This is a genomic window from Sulfuricurvum sp. (genome assembly GCF_028710345.1).
Lineage (GTDB): Bacteria > Campylobacterota > Campylobacteria > Campylobacterales > Sulfurimonadaceae > Sulfuricurvum.
Genome location: NZ_JAQTUH010000015.1, coordinates 1 through 22146 on the forward strand (window position 1 = coordinate 1; position 22146 = coordinate 22146).

Genomic DNA, 22146 nt, shown 5'->3' on the forward strand with positions numbered 1-22146 from the left:
CGAAGTAGGCTCTTTTTTCGAGGTCTATGAGGTCAATAATGCTGAACTCAAGATCGGAAAAGCGAAAGAAGTCGCGGAATTTTTGAATATCCAGCTCACGCGCAAAAACAAAACCATCCTCGAAAACATCTATTATACTATATCAACAATGTTGAATAACCAGAAACTCCCTATTGCAAACACTTCTATTTAGTCAACACGTAGACGAATTTGTTGACTAAAGTGTTGAATTACGATTTTTTTTGTATTTTTACTCTTTAATCCAAAATACAGCATTTAAATACACTTTGTTATATAATACTTAACCGGTCAACCACGAAAGGGTTCTATTGAGCTGCTCTTCTGCATTTTCCCCATACAAGTCTCGAATTTTTTCATATTGCTTGGCAATAATTAGTACGTCGTGAAAAATATTACCAAGGGTTTTTCTGTCTATAATTAATAGAATATTCTCGAAAACTAAATCTTCGTCCTCTGGCTCTAGATAATCAATATGCACCAACCTTTTATCTACCCAGTCCTTGATGACAACCTTTAAAGATTTTCCTTCAATAACCTCTCTATCAAAGAACTCATCAATACCCTTGGCATACTCATCAAGATTTCTCGCTCGGTATGCACCTTGTAAAGTTCCATTCAATTTGTATCTAGGGTTTTCAAGAAATAGTGCCCTGCAATCTATTAGAATAGAATTAACATAAATATCGTAATCGAAGTCATCTAAGCCCTCATTCGAAAGCACCTTATGTATTTTTTGTCTCAGGCTAACAAACCTTCTATAAAACACTTCTTCTATTCGTTTCCGCTTAAAGAACATTCCTTTTTTTATAAACTCCAGAACATCGTCTTTGGTCTTTAGTTCTGGGAGATAGATATTCTCAAAATCATCCAAATTTTCTGACATGCTTACCTCATAATATAACGCTACCAGCAGGGACCGAAAAACCAGAGCGATGCGGTGGTATTTTTGCTCCCCTCTGGCTAGCCTCGTTATGTATTTTTGATTTGTTCGAACAGAGTATCAGTAACGCCGACCATTTCAAATGAATAGTTAGTCATGCCCACTAGGGTATCATCGAAAACCTCTATGGCGAACAGGGTCGAAGAGCGTGCTAAATTTTTATCAATTTTTTCAGAGGGTATAGCCAAACTACCTTTTTCTCTTTGAAAGTACAGGGCGTTTTCCCTAGTTTGGATAAAGCCAGCGTTTTGAGCCATATTCATAATACGCTGTAACTCACCTTTCCCTAGAGCGTCTTCTAAGCGCTGGCCCATCGGTACTGTTGGCAAGGCGGCCATAATATGTTTAGTTTTATGGTCTTGGAAAACATTACGGCCCTTATTTTCTGGATGCTTTCCATTTGTAAAGGAGCCAATGTGAGCTTTTGCAACTTCTTCGCAGGCTGTGATACTCAAAAATGCCGAACTAGAATAACTGCCGGCGAAATATAGTGTGCATGCATCTTGGACAAGCTGAATAATATGATCAATTGCCTTATCCAATTCCTCAGCATTTCTAATTAGATTTTCATCTGTTCTTACCATGTTTTGTATGAGTTCAAATATTTCCATGCGCTGCTCTCAATTTACACATAACGTTTGAAATGAGATAATAAATTGCCCACATGGTAATTTATTGATTCTATTGAGTTTGTTATGCATGTTTAGTTCGTGCCATCATGTTTGAGCAGATTGGTGAAAAACTTTTTCCGATTTTCACCAAAACATTTTTTATACTCATTATGATCAAAGATATAGCTTTTATCATTATTACAATAATAGCAGGCGAGAACACAATTGTCTTTTGTGTAACCTATTTCATTGATTTTTTTATCTATTTCAAGAACGAGACCTCTTTTACCATATGCTGTTTTTCTTGTTTTTAACATTTCCTTTTCAATCAATTTTCTTATGTCGAAAATTGATGTCTCACAATATTCACATTTGTATTTTTGTAGCTGAATTCTTTTGGCAAACCAGTCTGCGAGATCAGTTCTGCTCTCAAACCCTAGTTGATGTTTCTTTGCAAATAATTTTTTTACTCGCAGTTTTTCTTTTTCAATAAAATCGCTATCCATAAACAATTTCCCTTCTAAGTGCATAACGTTTGAAATGAGCAATCAGTAACTCGCACACTGGCTACTTGATTGGCTCCTCTGAGTTGTTAAGTTCATTTACTATTTATTACATGTAGTCACTTGGGTTGTGCAAATCTGCCATAATATCTCTTTCCAATTCACGCATCATTTCTTCTTCGAGCTCTATGTGCTGACCTACTTGATCATAAAACACATCGGTAGAATGATTGAGAAGCGGTAAGACTTCATCAAGCATTTTTTTATGTTGAAAATATCGAGTGTGTCTCCCCATTCAAAATGCTTTTTGTCCTCTTTGTCATGTGAGTATCGAAAGCTCATAGAATATTTATCTATTTGATCGACTAAATCAATTAAAAGATCAAAATTTTTAATATATACTTTGTCATTAAAATTTAGACCATGTTTTTTCGCCACCAATTTCCAATGTTCTTTAAAAGCATTTGCAAGGAGTAGTAGTTTATGCTCTAAGTTAATTTTTTTCAGCATACAATCCGATTCAGAGAATTTGGCAAAATAGACAATATTTGATTTTAAAATCAATTCAAGATAATGGCGCATTAAGAACATCATTGGCAAAGCTATTGTATCAACAGGTTTAGAAGAATCATATAGTGCATCAAATGCTTCTTTGTATTGCATTGCGTATGTCATATCTGAATTTGAATGCATCCCGATATGACTAAATCTTTTACTTCTTTCTGCTTTTTCAGAATCCATCTATTCTCCATTCACTTGTAACTTAACGTTTGAAATGAGTAATCGAAAGGCCACTCGCATTTTTTTTAATTGGTCCCTTTGATTTGTTATGCCATTTCTTTTGATGATTTCGTTATGTTTGTAATGCTTCAAGTCGTAATAACGCATTTTCAAGAGACAGTTTATATTTTCCGTCTTTACAGTTTTCAACAGCATGTTTAGCTTCAACTAAAGCTTCAGAAATCTTTCCTGCTTTCTCATAATATTGACGTTTTAAATCATAATAGGATGAAAGGTTGTCTTTTGCCTTTTCATCTTCAAGCGCTAAGTCAAGTGCATTATTCGCAACATCGAATACACTAGAGTCGTCTAGTGCTAAAAGTGCTTCAGCTTTACGATACAACAACCAATGATTAATATCTTGCTCCGATACTTTTGCAATGGCATCAATAGCCGACTGTGGTTTTTCAGCTACGATATAAGCTTTTGCAACTGCACGGGCATTAAAGGAGTTTAAAACCTCTTTGTCATTGATTTTATCTGCAAAAGTGAGACTGGCATTAGACATTTTGTTATATAAATCTATTTTTCCCGAACTTTTTGCCGCAATTGCAGTATTTGTAAGTGCTTCACATGCACTAACCCACTGATATTTATCTATTGCTTCTGGTGGCATTGTGAACATTTCTGGGAGTGTTTCTGCGAGTTCTACACAAATTTCAGGATATTGGTATCCAAACATAGAGGTAAATGAAACATATGCTTCGTAAAACTGATCTAGTCCTTCAAGTGCTGATATCGTAATGATATTTGCAAGTGCAATGACTTTCTCTCTATTTGATACAAGATCATTTTTTAGTTTTTGGTAGGATCGCAAGCGTGCAAGAGCACCCAGTGAAACACGCAATGGCACAATTGAAAAATCTTCAATCATAAAATCCACTAGCTTCCTCATTGCTTCTTCGCCACTTTCTTTGATTGATGTATCTACACCATACTGAGTTCCGAGGTGAGCAATTTGTCCATAAGTAGCATGCCAATTTGGCTTTAATTTCAATAATTGTGTGAAACACGCGAGAGCTTCATCATATCTTTTATATCTTCGCAATGCCTTACCTCTATGATGAAGTAACTCGGCTTTAAAATCTTCATTTTGAATGCTTTCTATTCCTATTCGGTATTCTTCTGCACATTTCTCATAATAAGAAGAACGTGCATCTTTATCTTTAATAGAATATGAATGTGTTTCTTTTGCGTCAATAATACATAAAAGGGATGCAACGCTTTTTGCATTTAATATATCTTTTTCAAAAATATTTCTGTAAATATCTTCTTTAGCTTCTCCTTCAACTTGAAGCAGTGCATAAGTAATCCAATCAGGTTCACGATCTCCACGACGTTTATTTTCTTCACAAAGTTGCGTGTAGCAAATATGAATTTCTCTTAGAACACTCGGCGACATTTCTATACTATTTTGATTGATATATTCTTCGATCGAAGTAGAAATACCAATGGTGTTTAAATTGTCTTGAACAGCTTTTGTTATGAGATCATGGACTTTAAGGATGCCCGGAATATTTGTTTGGAGTAATATTGAGAGCTTTTGAAGGCTATGCCGATGCAGAATTCCAATAAAATAATTTAGAAAGTTAAAATCATGCTGATTCGAACCTGAATTTGCAATTTTTTTAAGTGCTTCTAAAAGCTTACCGTTGAGCTTACTTAAAATTCGGCTCATAATTGACAAACCATCTTTCCCAGTAATAGCTTCAGGATCAGACAATACTTCCGTATACAGTTCATTTTTTGAAATATTTTCATTATCAATTAGATTTCTTATCGTGGAAAGTATAAGAGGGGAAAAACTACATGCCTTTACTATCTCTTCACATTTGTCAGATGGGTTAGAAAGGTCTTCTCCAAGAATTTTCATTGCGATATCTTCAGACAATGCTGGAATTGATAAGTAAAACTCGTTTCCTACATCAGATAGTTGTGATGTGATAAGTACGAGACCACCTTTTGTAAAACCAACATCAAGTTCTGAAAATTGTGAAAGCTCAACAGTTCGGTCAAGGTTATCAATTACAAGAAGAGTCTTCGATGTGTTAAATGAACCTGCAACATTAATAGGAACCCCACCTCGGCTTCTTTTAACAGAATGCAGTGAAGTGTCCGGCTTCCAATCATCACCAGAAATCCAGAGGATATTTTCAAAATTTGAATTTTCAGAATGAATATAGTCAACAACTGCTTGTGTTTTTCCTGCTCCACTAACTCCGTTAAGCACACATAGCTGCTTTCCATGTGTAAAATGATTTTTTATTGCACGTAATATTATTGGCTCAGAAATATGTTTTTCACATAGTCCTGGCACTTTTCCATAGTATTCGTAATTATCAATATTCTGTGCAAAAGTAGGAAGAAATTGTCTATAGCATTCTTCATTTGTAGGACTTTCAATTGATTGTTCATATATCAATTTTGCAAGTTCTCGTGCATCATAAATAATAGTTTTTGATCCATAAGACTTTGCAATTGGTGTGGCATTATATTTTGCACGAAAAGAAGGTGGTTCCTCTTGCGTGCTAATTAAATATATTTTTGCAGGTCCAGTGGGGAGCTTATGTTTGATAGCATGCTCAATATCTTTTTCAATCTTTTCATATTTTGCTGGTATAGTATCTTTTGGGGATTGATCCTCGAAATATCCTTTTTCGGCACTGTATTCAACAACAATATCTGAATCATCAGAAAAAGTATCAACTGTATAACCACTTGGCATATAGTCTTTATTGATACCATGATGAATCAATCTTTTCGATTCAATATATGAAACTACATTGTGTCCAATGAGTTCAATATTGGTCGCATTAAGGGTACTTATTTCTTCAATCAATTGTTTTATGATCAGTTGTTTTACAGGCTCAAACATCAATTACTACCTCTGAAAAATTTCATCCTGCCTTTACATCACAGAACATTTGAAATGACCAATCAAAAATCCTCTCGTGGCTTTTTGATTGGTCTCCTTTGATTAGTTAACTTTACGTATCGAATAGTTCTGATGAAACATCACGATATCCGTAATTTTTACTACCTCTGTTACCTGGATTACCGGGGTTTCCTGCATTTCCAGGGTTACCTGGATTACCAATGTTGCCAAAGTTACCCATATGTTTATCTAATATCATTTGATCGTGAAGTTCACCAATATATTGTCCTGACAATTTATGGACATGAGTTCCATTAAGTTGACCGACGGCTTGACCTGACATTGAGTGAAGATATTTACCTCGAAGATATCCTATTGCTTTTCCATTAGAGTTGTAAATATAATCTGTCATTTTGTTGCCTCTAGTTTTAAGCTATTTATTCATACCAAAAATATGAAGTTATGCCTGATAGTTATTAGATATCCAGATATCCAACCAAAATCTTACATATCGAAATATTTTTAAACATTTTACACCATTTATCTTAACTTTTTTTCCGTATCCCGTATCTTTAGTATACATATGTTGAGGGTCAAAATTTACCGAAAGAGCGGTGCGATACACTTATAAAAACATAGAAGAGCGAAATGGCTCACCGTAACGTAAAGATATGATGAGCCAGTCGAGGGGTGACTCATTCATGGTTTGACGAGCTCACCACGAACGGAAAAGTGTCTACTGTTTGGGGGGGCAATTCCAGTGTTGCGTTGCGATTCTTCCCTTTTGTTTTACTCTTTTATCAACTTACTGCTTAATTGAATCTCTTTATTTAATGGCGCACTATTTCCTGAAGTAAATCGCTCAAGAAGTGCCCGCTGTTGATCAATCTCACATGCGTTGTAATCATTAATGAGCCAATCGAGACCTTCCCTTTCCATTTTGGACAATGTGTCGGTATCGTAATTCTTTGCTGCTGTAAGACAAATCTTGTGCGAGAGTCTTGCTGTGTAATTATCATCAGTCACACTTTCACTTTGAATCTCTCGGCCCATGATGATTGTCTCCATCATGGCCTGATCAATTGTGACTTCTCTGTATCCTGTTAGTGTTATGTTTTCTTGGATGACAGGGAGATTAGATATACCTGTATCATCTTTGTTTGAATTTAGCTGATATTCAAGTTTTTGTATGACATCAAGCCATCCAATTATTTCAGATACTAGCTGGTGATGTTCTTTCTTCATTTGCTCTAGATGCCCATCTTTTCCGCTTAACTTACATTCGACTATTTTGTTGTTGAGCAATTTCATCTGAATCATAGCTTCTTGAAACGCTTTGATGATGCCTTTTATGTGTATTATGTTGAATAGGCCTAAGGGGCATAGGGCACAGCAGCCGTTTGTGCCGTCGGGGCACCTTTTGTCTACAGGACAGATGCATGTATCTGAAGCCTTCCATGTGGCTGGGTGGAATTGTGACGCCAACTCAAGACCATTCTCTACAAGGCCGTCTGCCGTGTATTTTCTTGCTTGTCCAAATATCTCCGTATCCATGTTTTTGATATTTCTTGACATACAAAAAAAGCCATTCCCCCTGAGGGTTGACAAGATTAGCTCTGGGTCTTGACTTTCGATTAGTATTTTGAAAACTTTATTTATAAATCCATCGCTAATTTTTTTTGGGGATCCAGAAAGGTCTTTGAGTTGAGTGAATGAGCTCTGCAGGACCTCCGCGAGCCCTGCGCCTTCTGGATGCAAATAAATATCAAATAGCACCTTTTCAGACTTATGTCCAGTTATTATCATGATCTGGGTAAGGTCTAGTCCTAGCTGTAGAAGCGCCGTAGCGCCCGCATGGCGGAGGTTATGGATGCCTTGAGAATCTGTTAGGTTGGCCTCAGCAATGCTGTCAGTGATTAAGCCGATGCCTTCAAGAGTTTTTGGGATTTCAAAAGACTTTCTACTCCCGTCTCTAAGCTGTACTAACTCCAAATCACCAAGAAACCCTCTCATTCGTTCTTGCTCATCTTTTGAGTAGTAGCTATTAAATACACCATCCTTGGCAAGCCTATTGACCTCGATTTGAGTTGCTATCATGCATTTTTTGTGATATCCGTTAACTATATTTTCAGCTACAACATCGTTTCGGTTGTGATGTGGAAAGAGAGGTTTTATCTCGTCAAAGTTGCCACCATCAAATGATATTGGTGAAATATGGGAGTAAGCGGCTTTGATGTAGTTAACATATTTTTCCAGAAAGGCAATCTCTTCTGGATTAAATAGCAATCTAAGGGTTATTATTGGGATAAATAGACTTGGGTTATTAAAGTTCTTGTCGGTGCTAAAGTATATACCAAGTAGATTGCCTGAATCGCTATATTGCAAGAATTCATTCACATCGGCATAGCGCAGGTGCTTTTTTCGGCGCGGAAGTTTGGACATCATCCACTCGAATACTGGAAGTATTGGGGAGAGACCAGTATCTGCAAGTGGCCACCATGATAAATCAAGTATGCTTCTGTCCTTATTGGATGCTGTACGCTTTAGGGTGTAGGTATTGCTCATTGGCGGGATATTCCGGGCTACCTCTTGGAGCGTGTGGTATACGGCGAGCTCCATCCCCTTTCGGAGCAGTTTCCGCTCACTTTGTTCGTTCTTTAGTTTCATTGCTTGAGTGAAGAGGCCTTGGTACTCACTCTCGGGGCTAAGTCTGTCGAATAAAAGCTTGAAACTTGAGGTAGCGCCTCGGTATTTTTTCCCTTCATTCCTCTCTTTGGCCCATTTAAACATCTGCATATTGTCATCATTGATGTATGGGGTGAGTGCCTTTGAAAGTTCTGTCCGGTTGAGTTTGTGATTAAAAAGAGATAAAAACTCCAATAAGAAGATGTAATGTTTGAGGAATGTTTTGATTGTGCCTATTGCATATTTCTCTTCTGTAAGTCTGAAATTTGCAATTTCAAGTGCCGCTCTAGTGATATCTGCGTACCAATGTGTAGTGTTGTCTGAAATAGTTCTGATTTTTTTATGAATTTCGCTATTAAACCATGACTCAAGTGATATGTCTTCTTTTGGTCTAATTGCCTTTTCGTTTCCGTTGCAGTAAAGTAGGTCGAATATAAATTCTTGATGCGCTATTGTCCCACTGACCTTTGCATACCCTTTAGTGGATTCGCAATACTCAATGATATCTTCTTGGGTTAATGCCAACAGGTTGCTTTTTGGGTCTGAAGCAAGGGCGAGATAGCGGGCATGGTTTACTACGTTTTTTTGTTTAAATTTCTTTGTAATTGCAGGGTTTTGATTTATTGCATTGTTGCTAATTATGTTATTATATAGGGTGATTACTGGATGATCTTTGGTGAGTAATTCTATGGTTTTACTTGCCATATCCGCGCCAGTATAGATAACATATTTTGGATGGAAGACGGCGTAGCCTTTTTTGTTGAGCCATATAAAGAAAGCCCTTGCCCTAATGCCAATTGACCAGAACATTCTAGGAAGGTTGTCTTTCGCGCCACGGCTAGCAAGGAGCGCAAGTGCAGCTATGCCTTCATACCCCATGGTATCAAGTGTTTCGATATGTTCATCATCAAGAAAAAAAGCTCTTGCGTAGGATTCGTTTATACCCGCAAGGGATTCAATCGTCCCGTCCCAACCAAGCGGTATCGGTGTCTTGGATACGCTCCCAAGGAGGTTATTTTTCACCATAAACAGCGCGTACTCCTTCCAGAGATTTTTGAATTGCTTTTTGATCTTTTGTTTTATATAGATATTTGCATCTTCGGATGTATTTATCGTCGGGAGTGTTTCGACATAGTTGATATTGAGTATATCTTCGCTTGCTGCTCGCAAAGCCAATCTGAGACGTTTGTCGATGTGGTCTTTCTGGGTTGTGGTTATGTCGTATCCAAGGGACTTAAGTGCTCTAAGAATCGAGCTCTCTGTAATGTAGTGGCCACCTAAATAGAGCTGAAACTTGATCTCCATGATCCAAAAATCGTCATAACCAGAGAGTATTAAAATGGAAGCAGCCTCTTCGACGATTCCTTTTATCTCTGCCGTCTTGTAGTCCATAATTTGCCGGGAAGTGGCTTTGATCGCCCGATGACTTTCACTTATAAGCTTGTGGCCTTGGATAACCCGCGCAAGCACGTCTTCGCTAAACTCTACTAGCGCATCAACAGATTCAAGTTTTAGTTCTCGCAATTTGGCTTCCCCAAGAGCAAGGAGGATGTTTTCGCTTAGGGTAACCCCCGAACTATGTGTAATACCAAACTCCCGTATCATCGCTTTGCGCTCATCAGTGAGTACTTTGCTGCCGATCCCAAGATACCCACATAGCGCTTTTTCTGAGGCGAAATGAGTCTTGTTGTCTTTGAGTGCCTGTTCGCATTTGGTTTTGATGTCAGTATCGACTTCTTTGAGGGTTCTGCCATTATCCCAAGTAATACCAAACTCCCGTATTATCGCCTTGCGCTCATCAGTGAGTATTTTACTGCCGACCTCAAGATACCCACATAGCGCTTTTTTTGAGGTGAAATAAGTCTTGTTGTCTTTGAGTGCCTGTTTGCATTTGGTTTTGATGTCAACATCGACTTCTTTGGAGTTTCTGCCTTTGTCCCAAGTAATACCAAGCTTCTGTATCATCGCCTTGCGCTCATCAGTGAGTACTTTGCCGCCGATCCCAAGATACCCACATAGCGCTTGTTTTGAGGTGAAATAGGTCTTTTTATCCTTGAGTGCCTGTTCGCATTTGATTTTGATGTCAGTATCGACTTCTTTGAGGGTTCTGCCTTTATCCCAAGTAATACCAAGCTCCCGCATCATCGCCTTGCGCTCATCAGTAAGTACTTTGCTGCCAATCCCAAGATGTGCATATAGTGCCAGTTCTGAGGCGAAATGAGTCTTGTTGTCTTTGAGTGCCTGTTCGCATTTGGTTTTGATGTCAACATCGACTTCTTTGGAGGTTCTGCCATTATCCCAAGTAATACCAAGCTCCCGTATTGTCGCCTTGCGTTCATCAGTGAGGGCTTTGCTGCCGATCCCAAGATACTCACATAGCGCTTGTTTTGAGGTGAAATAAGTCTTGTTATCTTTGAGTGTTTGTTTGCATCTGGCTTCGATGTCGACATCGACTTCCTCGGATGTTCTGGCTGTCTCATGCTTATTCCACACAATGCCGAGCTCCTGTATTTTCGCCTTGCGCTCATGAGTAAGAGCTGCGGGACTGACTCCAAAATGTTCGTATAGCGCTCTTTCTGAGGCAAAATGAGTCTTGTTGTCTTTGAGTGCCTGTTCGCATCCGGCTATGATTAGTTTGTCAATTTTGCTCATGTTGCACTTCTAGTATGATATTCCCATTGCTCTGAGCCCGAGGTTTGACAAGATCTTCGATGTCTGACAGGTTGCAGATTTTTATAACCCCTCCTGTGGCCCGATCAAGCTTAAGGGCGGGCGGAACATTGCCTTTGCTGGGAGTGGCATATAATGCTCCATCTTCAATGAGGTACTGTAGTAAGTTGGATAGAAGTTGCTTGTATTTTTCACTATATGTGCCACTTGTGATGCCAACTAACGGCTTTGAATCTTCAATGTTCGCCTCTAATTCAGCCTGTGCAATGAAAGAATTTAGGGAGTTTACGTGCCTGCGAAGAGTGTTGTTTTCAGTCTTGAGTGCCATTATCTCTTCTTGTAATTCTGTAACGTTTAGTTTTTGGTTGATGCTCACCCCTCTGTTGTCGAGAAGCCGTTGAGCGCGTTTTATTTTGGCCTTATTGAGCATCGAGAGATATTCATTTTTTTTGCCATTTTTCCTTTCGCTGAAACTTGAGCGGTCTGTAAGAAGGACATCGCCGGGAATGGCCAGCTTGTGCATGCAATCAATAACTTGTTGCGCTGAAAAGGTGATGTCGCTGTAGCTCTTGCCATTAAGCTCAATAACCATGTCCCAATCGTGATCGATATTTATCAGATAATCTAGTGCTCTTTCTAGTAATTTCTTGGTGCTTGCGTGAGCTTGTTTCATGCAATTCCTTTGAGTTAATGTTTTTTATTTTCTACTGCCATCACTGCTGTAGCCATGCTCGCGTAAATATCGAAACACGCTTGTTCGCCCAACACCGTAAAGCTTCACAATTTCACTTTTTGGAGTGCCCATGACGATCATATTTGCCATTGACTCCACATCTTTTTTTACCAACTTCTTTGGCTTGCCAAAGACAACGCCTTTATCTTTTGCTTTCTTCCGCCCTTCGGCGGTGCGTTCGTTTATCATTTCACGTTCAAATTCAGCGACGACCCCAATGATGTTGAATAGAAGCCTTCCGGTGGGGTTAGAAGTGTCGATTCCTTGCTCTAGCGCCATCAGGTCTATTTTCTTCTCTTCAAGCTTTTTGGCGCATTTTTGAAGCTCAAATAGCGAGCGGGAAAGGCGGTCAAGTTTTGAGACGATGATTTGATCGCCTTCTCTTGCAAAATCGAGCATGGCTTTAAACTCTTTGCGGTCTTCTTTGGCTCCACTGATCTTTTCGCTAAATATGCGCTCGCATCCAGCTTTGACTAGTGTCTCTAGTTGATTATCAAGAGACTGTCCGTGGCTACTAACCCTAGCGTATCCAATTTTCATGATCAACTCCTGATTGGGGGTGTGCCATTCTTCTTTGAAGTTATGATATGAACTTATGGTATATGATTTGGCATAGTATTTTGAAAAATATTGCAATATGCCATATATTTTAATAAATGGAATTGTATAAACAGCAAAGTCATATTGAATCTATTGATTGTGTGTGTAACAAAAGGTAATTGTCGACGGCATCAATGAAACTTACTTCAAGGTCTTCCTTGTTGCTGGCTTCAAAAGTTACCAATGCATCGATTTGTTCGAGTTTGCCCCAAAATACCTTGTCTTCATTGGAATAGTGAACACTCCCAACATAACCCTTGTATTGTAGCTCTTCCATCTCTTTGTCTTTTCTGCAATAAGCTTTATTTGAGCTCATTTGTTTGTATTTCTCTTTATAGATCAACACATAGCCATTATGAAGATACACAATTGTTCCATCACATTCCGGTGTAGCTTCTTTGGCACAAATGTATGCCTTGTTGATGATATAACTTATTGTATCATCCTCATATCGAATATGATTAACACGATTATCCTGTTCGTCAATATCGACAATGTAGTTTGGAAACAGATTGCGAAAAATACGGATGAGAGTTTGGGATGAAATTTCTCTAACCGTATTTCTCATAATGTTTGGATTATCTTGAGGGTAATATCGCACCTCGCCAAGTTTGAGGTTGGGAAGCTTGCCTTCCATATGTTTGTCGCCCATAAAATGTCCGATGACTTTGAGTTTATTAACCATTATGATTCTTCCTTTTCACGCAGTTGTTGTGTATTCAATCCGTGTATTTGTTCAGTCCATTTTGGGATTTTAAGATCAAACAATACGCTAGTGTTTAGTCCTCTCTTTGTCGCGTCTTCCGCAATTTCCATAAAATCGCTATCAGCGGAGATAATGACCACTCCAGAGATCCGATCGACAAACTGGTAGTAGAGCTTTTTGAGCTGTTTATCCGCATCCTTTTTTTCTTCGAGTACCCAGCCTAAACGACGCAACTGAATTTTTCTCCACTCAATATTGTCTCCGTATTGCTGGAGCCACCACGGGATTACCCGATCCATACGTATGTGATAGGAGATATATTTCATTGAATAGCGGACCCCGATTTTTTTGAGTAGGGTTTCGATAACAATTCTGTCGTGTGGGAAATTTATGTTTTCAATGTCCCATAAAACCAAGTAAGGCTTAGCGTTTCGTCCCTTACGTTTTGGCGCAATAGTTTTATATTTTGAACTTTTTGCCGGTGAGATATCTAGATCATATTCAACATGTGCCCAGTCCTCTTCGGTATAGAGAATGCCTGTCTCGTGATTATCTTGAAGCTCATCACTGGTAGACATGCCAAATTCGATATCTATTTTTTTTGGCATGCTGCACCAACGTTCTCTATATTTTTCTCCAAATAATCCCTAGAAGCTTTTTGTATAAACCCATTTTCTCCTATTTTTAGTATCTGATCAAACAAGATGCTCGAAACGATCGTTTGTTTATTGTGATAGGTTCTTGAATAGCCGCCAATCTCCCAATTGTTTTCAATCGCTCGATTACAATATTTGGTGATGTTATTGATAAGGGCATCAGCGGAAATGCTTTTATTGTATTTTTGTTTTTGTGCTGCTGCATTATTTGCAATTGACCAAAGGATCTTAAATAGCTGGGAGGTAGAAAAATGTTCTAGATATGTTGATATTTCAATGGATGTCTTTTCGTTTATTATCCCCAATGCCAGCCTGATTAAGCCACATTGCTCCAATAGAAGTTTTAGATACTGCATGCTTTCATGAAGAGCTATCTCAAGCCATAGCTTGTAGCCATCTTCCACTTCATGGACTTCCAGTGGTGTCGGGTGGAGGAGAGACTTTATTATGGCCATTTTGCTTGATTCATTCGATATTACATTGAAATCGTAATAGCTATGTAGTGGATCGTACCTGAGCTTATTGTCCTCCAAACTGTACTGCATATGGGCGCGTTCGCTAAGTTGAATAGCCCCATGATGACTTAAGTATTTCAACATTTCGATCGTATATTCCCTTGTTGGAGCGAGTGCTTGTCGATATTCAAAAACGGGTTTTATAATTTTCAAATCACCGGATAAATGAGTTTTTAGTAATGCAGCAAGATATAGACGATCGCGAAGTGTTAAGTCTTTTAGATGAACAGGCGTTTTCCTAGTTTTTTTCAAAAAATCCAAGATACTTTCACTCTTGTGTTGCTCGGCAATTTTTTTCTTATGAGCTTCTTCATTTTTTCGTTCAGTGCAGCCACCACACGAACATTTATTGTTTTCATATTCATGGTCGCAAGAGAGACAGACAGTTTTTCGATGATCTGATCTCGATTGTGCTTTCGAAATAGGCAGATTGACTAAATTAACCTTGCAGTATGGGCATTCTGTATCCGATTTTTGAGGAGGAAAACATTTATATAAATTTCCACTTGAGACATCTATGTCGAATTTTTCAATCAATATTGAATGTTTGACATTTGAATAATAAAGTTGCGCAAGTTGTTCGAATTCTTCTTTGGATAAATGCTGGCTTTTATGAAGATATCTCTCATATTTGTACATTTTATACTCCCAAGGATACTTACAATCCAATAGACCCACTATAGTGGGTTGTTTAAAAGTATAACAGAAACTACACTCGTGCATATATTTTAATGAAGAAGATAAATGCAAGAATCAATAGTTTTTTCTGATGATGAAATCAGTTTGATATATAAAAGAATCGGAGAGAATGTTAAAAAATACCGAGAACTAAAGGGGATGAGCCAGCTTCAGCTCTCGAATGCCATGGGATACAGCTCGGTGAGTCTTGTGTCGGCAGCAGAACTATGTAGTGATGGAAAGCATTTTAATCTTGAACATCTTTATAAAATTGCAAAAATACTTGATGTTGAAATGTGTGAGCTAATAAAAAATTAAACATATCAGTCTATTGACTGAATATGTCGTAATTTGATGGGTGTTTGGAATATATGCAAATTAGAAAACAAACTACAAAATTGGTCGAAGAACTAATAAGTCTCAGAAATAGTCGAAAATCTGCTGATGATTTTAATTTTAATTTTCTTATCAATTTTTATGAAATTAGCAAATTGATGAATTCTCATTTGAAGAAAAGCGAATCATCATCTGAAGAATTGAAATTAATAGCGCATAGGCAATACTTTGTATTTTTAGTAAGTTGTTGGGAAACATTTTTTAGGGATTTCTTTATTTATATTCATTCAAAAGATGAAGAGTCAATAAGTAGTTTGATGAAAAAAATGAATATATATGATGATTCAATTAGCCTCAAGAATATTACATTGCCTGAGCTATTGAGTAAAAGTTTCAATTTTCAGAATATTATGGATATAGAATCGGCATTCAATACATTATGGGGATCTGATTTTTTTAACTATGTTTGTAATACAGAAACTGGTTATTGCGGTATAGGAGGAGAGATCACAAAATCCTTTTCCATTAATAACTTATTTTCTGATTGGGATAATGTAATTAAAACAACATTTGATATTCGTCACAAGGTTATTCATGATGCAAATTTTCGACCAGAATTTGATGCTCTATTTATACAAAAAGCCGAATCCTTATTTTTAATTGTTCCTCAACTCGTTACCTATTTTTTGATTGTTCGTTTCGATTTAGAACACGTATATTTATCTCATAATGGGGTTACGGTTCCAAGTATATTTACAATACATGATATTCTTGGTCAGTGGCAAGAAGTTAGAGAAAGTAAAGATTAATCTGAGGTTGGAATATAGACTTAGCAACGTGTATTCCCAATTTGGAGCAAGGGAGCGAGAAGGTAAAACTTAATTTTTCAATTATTGCCCTCCCAAAAAAGTTTATGGAAAATTGTAGAATTTAACTCTATGCCTAGTAAAGTGCACCATGGATTTGCTAAGCGCATAAAGTCCATGGCGATATCCTGGAATCTATTCATTGGGGGCAATTTTTATCTTTTTATTCACATACTTTTCATTGAAATAAAGCCAAAGCATGTGGTAGAGAAGTTGCAAGCATGCTTCTTTATGAAGAAATAATGATTCTATTTGACGTTTTTTTGTCATTTTTCAAAAATTTTAGAATGCATAGCGGTATCTATTCATTGGGGGGTATTGTTGTTGCGCATCGCTATTAATTTGGGAAGCCAATTGATTGAATGCGGATGTTTGTATTGGTTGTCTCGTATCGATCATTATCGATAAAATTAACGAATTAAAAAGCATCAACAATATTGCGATATCTCTAAAATCTCCGATATGTGCGCTCGCATATATGAAATAAAAATAGTTTGGATTTATTCTTTTTTGGTTAATGAAAGTTCTTTGAGCTATAATCTATCAACATTACAACGGATAAACTATGAACATCGCTCAAATCGAATCGAACCTCCAAGAACTCATTGAAAACTTTACCCCTCAAACCTTCGTATTTGACTTATTATCGGGATACGGATTCCCTAAAGCCGCCATCGCACGTTTGGAAAAAGGGGATCTCAATCAGCTCGAATCCAAAGGCGAATTGACCCATCGAAAACAACTCTTTTTCAAGGTCGCTCCCTCAAATGAACTTCACGCCCTCATCGATGAACTAGCCAACGATCAAAAAGCATCCAAAAACACCCCCCGTTTTATCATCGTCACCGATTACGAAACACTCCTCGCCGTTGATACCAAGACCAAAGATACCCTCGATATTAAACTGCTTGATTTGACGAAGCATTATGATTTCTTTTTGCCGTGGGCAGGTATGGAGAGAGCGCAACACAAAGACGAAAATCCCGCCGATGTTAAAGCGGCGGAGAAAATGGCAAAGCTCTACGATGAGATCGTCAAAGAGAACGCTCCGAAAACCCACGATGAAGTTCACGCCCTTAATGTCTTTTTGACCCGGTTGCTGTTTTGTTATTTCGCCGAAGATACCAATATTTTTGCCGATAACCAGTTCACCAAAGCGATCGATGCCCATACTCAGGTCGATGGTAGCGATCTGGATGCCTACCTCCAACGTCTCTTTGATGTTCTCAACACCGAAAAACGTGATGAATTGCTCCCTGAATACCTCAAAGCATTCCCGTACGTCAACGGTGGACTTTTCCGTGACCGAGTTGCACTGCCGCGCTTTACGATGAAATCTCGCAATATCATGATCGAGGTGGGAACCCTTAACTGGTCGGAGATTAACCCCGATATTTTCGGCTCAATGATTCAAGCGGTTGTCACCCCTGAACACCGTGGTGGTATGGGGATGCACTACACCTCTATCCCCAACATCATGAAAGTAATCGAACCGCTGTTTCTGAATGATTTTTATGAAGAATTTGAGCAGAGCAAGGAAAACAAAAACAAACTCCTCGCCTTCCATGGACGGCTCACCAATCTCAAAATTTTCGACCCTGCCTGCGGAAGTGGTAATTTTCTCATCATCGCCTACAAAGAACTTCGAAAACTGGAGATGAAAATTTTCAAACAAATCGATGCTCTCGCCTCTCAACGTTCATTTGCATTCTCTGAAATCAAGCTCTCTCAGTTTTACGGTATCGAACTCGATGACTTCGCCCATGAGGTTGCTATCCTCTCGCTATGGTTAGCAGAACATCAGATGAATTTGGAGTTTTTCCGAGCGTTCGGTCGAACCTCTCCGACACTGCAATTGCACCAAGGGGGCAATATCGTTCAAGGCAATGCGACACGATTAAATTGGGAAGAGGTGTGTCCGAAAGAGGATGGGGATGAGATTTATATTCTGGGGAATCCACCATATGTAGGTTCAAGAATACAAGATGACAATCACAAGGAAGATATGGAAATTGTTTTCAAAAAAGACTATAAAAGCATTGATTATATAGCTTGTTGGTTTTATAAAGGTGCAAATTATATTAGAGATTTTAAAGCAAAACTAGCGTTTGTAAGTACCAATTCTATTAGTCAAGGTGAACAGGTAGCTTTAGTTTGGCCAAGGGTTCTTAATAAAAATCTAGAAATATTTTTTGCGCATCAGTCTTTTAAATGGACCAATAATGCAAAAGCAAATGCAGCAGTTATTGTAGTAATTATAGGTATTCGTAATATTGATAATAATCCGAAATACTTATTTAAAAATAATTTTAAATTCGATGTGAAAAACATTTCACCATATCTTATGAATGGTAAAACAATTTTTATTCAAGCTTATAATACACCAATATCTAATCTTCCTGAAATTAACTTTGGTAATATGCCTGCAGATGGTGGAAAATTGCTATTAACAACGGAAGAAAAAAATCGATTAATAGAAAAAGAACCTAACTCTGCGAAATGGATAAAAAAATTAATTTCATCAAGAGAATTTTTGAATGGACAAGAAAAGTGGTGTTTATGGTTAGAAGGAATTAGTGAAAATACTTTATTGAATTTACCACTAGTTAAAGAAAGAGTAGATGCCGTAAGAGAAATAAGAAAAAAATCGTCAAGACCAAAATTAGCTGAAATCCCACATTTATTTGCACAAATTACGCAACCAGCAAATAAAAATTGTATTGTTATTCCAAAATATTCTTCTGAAAATAGACGTTATATACCAATTGGTTATTTTGATAGTGAGCATAAAACCAATGATAGCTGTTTTAGTGTAGCTACAAATGATATTTCAATTTTTGGCATTCTAACTTCTGAAATGCACATGGTTTGGATGAGAGCAGTGGGAGGGCGATTAAAGACAGATTATAGATACTCTAAGGATATTGTTTTTAATTCCTTTCCTTTCCCAAATATTTCAGATCAACAAAAAGAAATGATTGCCGAACACGTTTTTAATATCCTCCATGAGCGGGAACAACATTCCGAAAAAACACTCGCCCAACTCTACGACCCCGACAAAATGCCATCAGGTCTCCGTGAAGCCCACCATCAACTCGATTTAGCGATAGAGAGATGCTACCGTGTCAAACCGTTTGAGAGTGATGAAGAACGGTTGGAATATCTCTTCAAGATGTATGAAGAGATGACAGGGAAAGAGGGGAAATAATGCAAATAAAAAAAGTTTATATTGAAAATTTTAAAAGCTTTAAAAAGCTAGAGTTAGATTTAAATAGCGGTATTAATATTATTGTAGGAAATAATGAAGCGGGTAAATCTACGATTTTAGAAGCTATACATTTAGCTTTAACAGGATTGTTAAATGGAAAATATCTAAAAAATGATTTAACAGAATATTTGTTTAATTTCGAATGTAGACAGGAGTATTTAGCAAATCCAGAGACTTTACCATACATACTTATTGAAATATTTTTTGAAGATGGCAAATATCCACTTTTTGAAGGTAATTCAAATTATGAAAAAAAAGACAAAGAAAGTGGTGTTTCATTTAAGATTGCATTTGATGAAAAATACCAAAATGAATACAATGAGCTTTTAAAAGATAAAGACAATATAAAAACCTTACCAATAGAATATTATGAAATTTATTGGTCTTCATTTGCACGAGACAGTATTACTTCGAGAAGTATTCCTATTAAGTCGGCCTTTATTGACTCTTCCTCTAATCGTTTCCAGAATGGCTCTGATGTTTATTTGTCGAGAATTATTAGAGAAAATTTAGATGAAAATGATTTAGTAAAAATTTCTCAAGCTCATAGGAAAATGAGAGATGCATTTATGGAAGATGAAAGCATCCAAACAATCAATTCAAAAGTTAGAACTCACACGACGCTGACAGCCAAAGAGTTGGCATTATCTGTAGAATTAGTTTCAAAAAATGCTTGGGAAAGTAGTTTGATGACATATTTTGATGATATCCCATTTCATTATATCGGCAAAGGGGAGCAGTGTATTATCAAAACTGATTTGGCATTAAGTCATAAAAAAAGTAAAGAATCAAATTTACTTTTGATTGAAGAGCCAGAAAATCACCTAAGTCATACTAAGCTAAATGCTCTAATCAATAAAATCAAGACTGGAAATGAAGATAAGCAAATCATAATGTCAACTCATAGCAGTTTTGTAGCGAATAAATTAGGTTTAGAGCACTTGATCTTTTTGAATGACAAACAAACAATACGACTCAATCAATTGTCACCAGATACGCAGAAGTTTTTTGAAAAAATAGCTGGTTATGATACTTTGAGATTGATTTTGTGTAAAAAAGCGATACTGGTCGAGGGTGATTCCGATGAACTTGTAATCCAAAAAGCCTATATGCTTCAAAATAGTGGAAAACTACCTATTGAAGATGAAGTAGATGTTATATCAGTTGGTGTTGCATTTAAGCGATTTTTGGAAATTGCGGAAAAGATAAATAAAGAGGTTGTTGTAGTTACAGACAATGATGGTGATATTGAAGCTGTAAATAAAAAATATGAAAATTATTTGGGAACAAATGCCAAGCCAAATATCAAAATTTGTTTTGATAGCACTGTAGAAACTGGTGAATTGAAAATTGCCAATAAACCTTATAATTACAATACATTAGAACCTAAAATATTAAAATCAAATAACTTGTCAAAATTGAACACAATTTTTGAAACATCACATGCTACAGAAGATGAATTAAGAAAATATATGAAAAGCAATAAAACAGAATGTGCTTTAAAAATTTTTGATACAAAAGAGGAAATGATTTTTCCTGATTATATTTTAGAGGCAATAAAATTAGATGCCTAAGACTAATAAATTGATTATAGCTGCTGCTGGAGCTGGTAAAACTACACATTTAATCAATGAAGCTTTGAGGCACGATAAAGAGATATTAATCACAACATATACAGAGGCAAATGAGAATGAAATAAAAAAGAAGTTTATAGAAATAAATGGCTCAATCCCAAAAAATGTGACAATACAAACTTGGTTTTCAATGTTGTTGCAACATGGGGTAAAGCCATATCAAGACTATCTAACTGATAAAAAAATTAATGGAATGTTGTTGGTAAATGAACAATCAGGTTTGAAATTTAGAGGGAAATTCCCTGTTTACTACAAAGAGGAAGAGGTTGATAAGCATTATTTTTCCAAAGAATATAAAATTTACTCTGACAAATTGTCAAAATTTGTTTTCAAATGCAATGAAAAAAGTGATGGTGCCGTTTTTGATAGATTAAGTCGAGTTTATGATTATATTTTTATTGATGAAGTTCAGGATTTAGCTGGATATGATTTAGAGTTAATAAAACTATTGTTTCTAACTAATTCAAATATTGTATTAGTTGGAGACCCTAGACAAACAACATACAATACGCACTGGGAAAAGAAAAACAAACAATATCAAGATGGAAAGATTAAAGAATTTATTCAAAATGAATGCAAAAAAATTGTAGTTGAAATTGATGAAACGAGTTTAAACTGTAGCTATAGAAATAATGAGTTAATTTGTCAATTTTCTTCTAAATTATTTCCCGATTATCCAGTTCCTAGATCAAATCAGAATGATGATGTAGAACACAAAGGAATATACTTTATTAAAGAAAGTGATGTTGATATTTATTTGGCACAGTATCAGTCTTTACAATTGATATGGAATAGAATGACAAAAGTTAATGTAAGCTATCCTGTAATGAACTTTGGAGAATCAAAAGGCTTGGGGTTTAATAGGGTGTTGGTATATCCAACTCAAAAAATATTAGATTTTATTTTGAAAGATAAAAATCTTGACGGCTCAACTCGTGCAAAATTTTATGTAGCTATTACAAGAGCAAGACATAGTGTAGGCATTATTTATAATTTTAAAGATAGCGATAATATTGAAAATATTGAGAAGTGGGTTTGTTAAAAGGTTGAGAAAGACGTATGAAAATTT

At 36.7% G+C, this 22146-nt stretch carries 18 protein-coding genes; 6 read left to right on the forward strand and 12 right to left on the reverse strand.

The window, feature by feature from the left end; all coding sequences use genetic code 11:
- On the forward strand, positions 1–193 hold a 193-nt coding region (locus PHC76_RS13185), incomplete at its 5' end, for a hypothetical protein (RefSeq protein ID WP_300210394.1).
- Positions 194–301: 108 nt separating this feature from the next.
- Here PHC76_RS13185 and PHC76_RS13190 read toward each other — a convergent pair.
- The 12 genes from PHC76_RS13190 to PHC76_RS13245 form a co-directional block, all read right to left on the reverse strand.
- A complete protein-coding gene (locus PHC76_RS13190; protein WP_300210396.1) occupies positions 302–904 on the reverse strand; it encodes a hypothetical protein in 603 nt (200 codons plus the stop codon).
- 86 nt (positions 905–990) lie between these two features.
- The gene (locus tag PHC76_RS13195; protein WP_300210398.1) at positions 991–1572 is read right to left on the reverse strand and encodes an AbiV family abortive infection protein; all 582 of its coding nucleotides are present in this window, start codon (positions 1570–1572) and stop codon (positions 991–993) included.
- A 92-nt stretch (positions 1573–1664) separates the two neighbouring features.
- Positions 1665–2078: a hypothetical protein gene (locus tag PHC76_RS13200; protein WP_300210399.1), complete on the reverse strand. Its 414-nt coding sequence runs from the start codon at positions 2076–2078 to the stop codon at positions 1665–1667.
- A gap of 195 nt (positions 2079–2273) precedes the next feature.
- The gene (locus tag PHC76_RS13205) at positions 2274–2816 is read right to left on the reverse strand and encodes a hypothetical protein (protein ID WP_300210401.1); all 543 of its coding nucleotides are present in this window, start codon (positions 2814–2816) and stop codon (positions 2274–2276) included.
- A gap of 112 nt (positions 2817–2928) precedes the next feature.
- Positions 2929–5730: a tetratricopeptide repeat protein gene (locus tag PHC76_RS13210; protein ID WP_300210403.1), complete on the reverse strand. Its 2802-nt coding sequence runs from the start codon at positions 5728–5730 to the stop codon at positions 2929–2931.
- Between the two features lie 112 nt (positions 5731–5842).
- Positions 5843–6142 carry a 4-fold beta flower protein gene (locus PHC76_RS13215; protein ID WP_300210405.1) on the reverse strand — a complete coding sequence of 100 codons (300 nt, stop codon included), beginning with the start codon at positions 6140–6142 and terminating at the stop codon, positions 5843–5845.
- Positions 6143–6519: 377 nt separating this feature from the next.
- Entirely contained in the window at positions 6520–11067 is a 4548-nt protein-coding gene (locus tag PHC76_RS13220; RefSeq protein ID WP_300210408.1) for a hypothetical protein, read from the reverse strand.
- Complete coding sequence (locus tag PHC76_RS13225; protein WP_300210410.1) at positions 11054–11758, reverse strand: hypothetical protein; 705 nt, start codon at positions 11756–11758, stop codon at positions 11054–11056. The genes PHC76_RS13220 and PHC76_RS13225 overlap by 14 nt, the downstream gene beginning before the upstream one ends.
- A 24-nt stretch (positions 11759–11782) precedes the next feature.
- Entirely contained in the window at positions 11783–12358 is a 576-nt protein-coding gene (locus PHC76_RS13230; protein ID WP_300210411.1) for a recombinase family protein, read from the reverse strand.
- A 139-nt stretch (positions 12359–12497) separates the two neighbouring features.
- Positions 12498–13103 (reverse strand): hypothetical protein, encoded by a 606-nt coding sequence (locus PHC76_RS13235; RefSeq protein WP_300210415.1) that lies wholly within the window; start codon positions 13101–13103, stop codon positions 12498–12500.
- Positions 13103–13732 carry an NYN domain-containing protein gene (locus tag PHC76_RS13240; RefSeq protein ID WP_300210417.1) on the reverse strand — a complete coding sequence of 210 codons (630 nt, stop codon included), beginning with the start codon at positions 13730–13732 and terminating at the stop codon, positions 13103–13105. The genes PHC76_RS13235 and PHC76_RS13240 overlap by 1 nt, the downstream gene beginning before the upstream one ends.
- Positions 13717–14934 carry a hypothetical protein gene (locus tag PHC76_RS13245; RefSeq protein WP_300210420.1) on the reverse strand — a complete coding sequence of 406 codons (1218 nt, stop codon included), beginning with the start codon at positions 14932–14934 and terminating at the stop codon, positions 13717–13719. Before PHC76_RS13245 ends, PHC76_RS13240 begins: the two co-directional genes overlap by 16 nt.
- 105 nt (positions 14935–15039) lie before the next feature.
- On the opposite strand from PHC76_RS13245, the gene PHC76_RS13250 reads away from it, so the two are divergent.
- The 5 genes from PHC76_RS13250 (at position 15040) to PHC76_RS13270 (ending at position 22119) form a co-directional block, all read left to right on the forward strand.
- A complete protein-coding gene (locus PHC76_RS13250; protein ID WP_300210423.1) occupies positions 15040–15291 on the forward strand; it encodes a helix-turn-helix transcriptional regulator in 252 nt (83 codons plus the stop codon).
- Positions 15292–15344: 53 nt separating this feature from the next.
- Positions 15345–16118: a HEPN domain-containing protein gene (locus PHC76_RS13255; RefSeq protein ID WP_300210426.1), complete on the forward strand. Its 774-nt coding sequence runs from the start codon at positions 15345–15347 to the stop codon at positions 16116–16118.
- Positions 16119–16740: 622 nt separating this feature from the next.
- Positions 16741–19383 carry a DNA methyltransferase gene (locus PHC76_RS13260; RefSeq protein WP_300210429.1) on the forward strand — a complete coding sequence of 881 codons (2643 nt, stop codon included), beginning with the start codon at positions 16741–16743 and terminating at the stop codon, positions 19381–19383.
- Positions 19383–21017, forward strand: a complete 1635-nt coding sequence (locus tag PHC76_RS13265; RefSeq protein ID WP_300210431.1) for an AAA family ATPase — start codon at positions 19383–19385, stop codon at positions 21015–21017. The genes PHC76_RS13260 and PHC76_RS13265 overlap by 1 nt, the downstream gene beginning before the upstream one ends.
- Entirely contained in the window at positions 21010–22119 is a 1110-nt protein-coding gene (locus tag PHC76_RS13270) for a UvrD-helicase domain-containing protein (RefSeq protein WP_300210432.1), read from the forward strand. Before PHC76_RS13265 ends, PHC76_RS13270 begins: the two co-directional genes overlap by 8 nt.
- Positions 22120–22146 lie beyond the last annotated feature (27 nt).

Excerpts from the sequence above, each read along its gene's own strand:
- PHC76_RS13190 (WP_300210396.1), bottom strand. The coding sequence starts at position 904 with ATGTCAGAAAATTTGGATGATTTTGAGAATATCTATCTCCCAGAACTA.
- PHC76_RS13195 (WP_300210398.1), bottom strand. The coding sequence starts at position 1,572 with ATGGAAATATTTGAACTCATACAAAACATGGTAAGAACAGATGAAAAT.
- PHC76_RS13200 (WP_300210399.1), bottom strand. The coding sequence starts at position 2,078 with ATGGATAGCGATTTTATTGAAAAAGAAAAACTGCGAGTAAAAAAATTA.
- PHC76_RS13205 (WP_300210401.1), bottom strand. The coding sequence starts at position 2,816 with ATGGATTCTGAAAAAGCAGAAAGAAGTAAAAGATTTAGTCATATCGGG.
- PHC76_RS13210 (WP_300210403.1), bottom strand. The coding sequence starts at position 5,730 with ATGTTTGAGCCTGTAAAACAACTGATCATAAAACAATTGATTGAAGAA.
- PHC76_RS13215 (WP_300210405.1), bottom strand. The coding sequence starts at position 6,142 with ATGACAGATTATATTTACAACTCTAATGGAAAAGCAATAGGATATCTT.
- PHC76_RS13220 (WP_300210408.1), bottom strand. The coding sequence starts at position 11,067 with ATGAGCAAAATTGACAAACTAATCATAGCCGGATGCGAACAGGCACTC.
- PHC76_RS13225 (WP_300210410.1), bottom strand. The coding sequence starts at position 11,758 with ATGAAACAAGCTCACGCAAGCACCAAGAAATTACTAGAAAGAGCACTA.
- PHC76_RS13230 (WP_300210411.1), bottom strand. The coding sequence starts at position 12,358 with ATGAAAATTGGATACGCTAGGGTTAGTAGCCACGGACAGTCTCTTGAT.
- PHC76_RS13235 (WP_300210415.1), bottom strand. The coding sequence starts at position 13,103 with ATGGTTAATAAACTCAAAGTCATCGGACATTTTATGGGCGACAAACAT.
- PHC76_RS13240 (WP_300210417.1), bottom strand. The coding sequence starts at position 13,732 with ATGCCAAAAAAAATAGATATCGAATTTGGCATGTCTACCAGTGATGAG.
- PHC76_RS13245 (WP_300210420.1), bottom strand. The coding sequence starts at position 14,934 with ATGTACAAATATGAGAGATATCTTCATAAAAGCCAGCATTTATCCAAA.
- PHC76_RS13250 (WP_300210423.1), top strand. The coding sequence starts at position 15,040 with ATGCAAGAATCAATAGTTTTTTCTGATGATGAAATCAGTTTGATATAT.
- PHC76_RS13255 (WP_300210426.1), top strand. The coding sequence starts at position 15,345 with ATGCAAATTAGAAAACAAACTACAAAATTGGTCGAAGAACTAATAAGT.
- PHC76_RS13260 (WP_300210429.1), top strand. The coding sequence starts at position 16,741 with ATGAACATCGCTCAAATCGAATCGAACCTCCAAGAACTCATTGAAAAC.
- PHC76_RS13265 (WP_300210431.1), top strand. The coding sequence starts at position 19,383 with ATGCAAATAAAAAAAGTTTATATTGAAAATTTTAAAAGCTTTAAAAAG.
- PHC76_RS13270 (WP_300210432.1), top strand. The coding sequence starts at position 21,010 with ATGCCTAAGACTAATAAATTGATTATAGCTGCTGCTGGAGCTGGTAAA.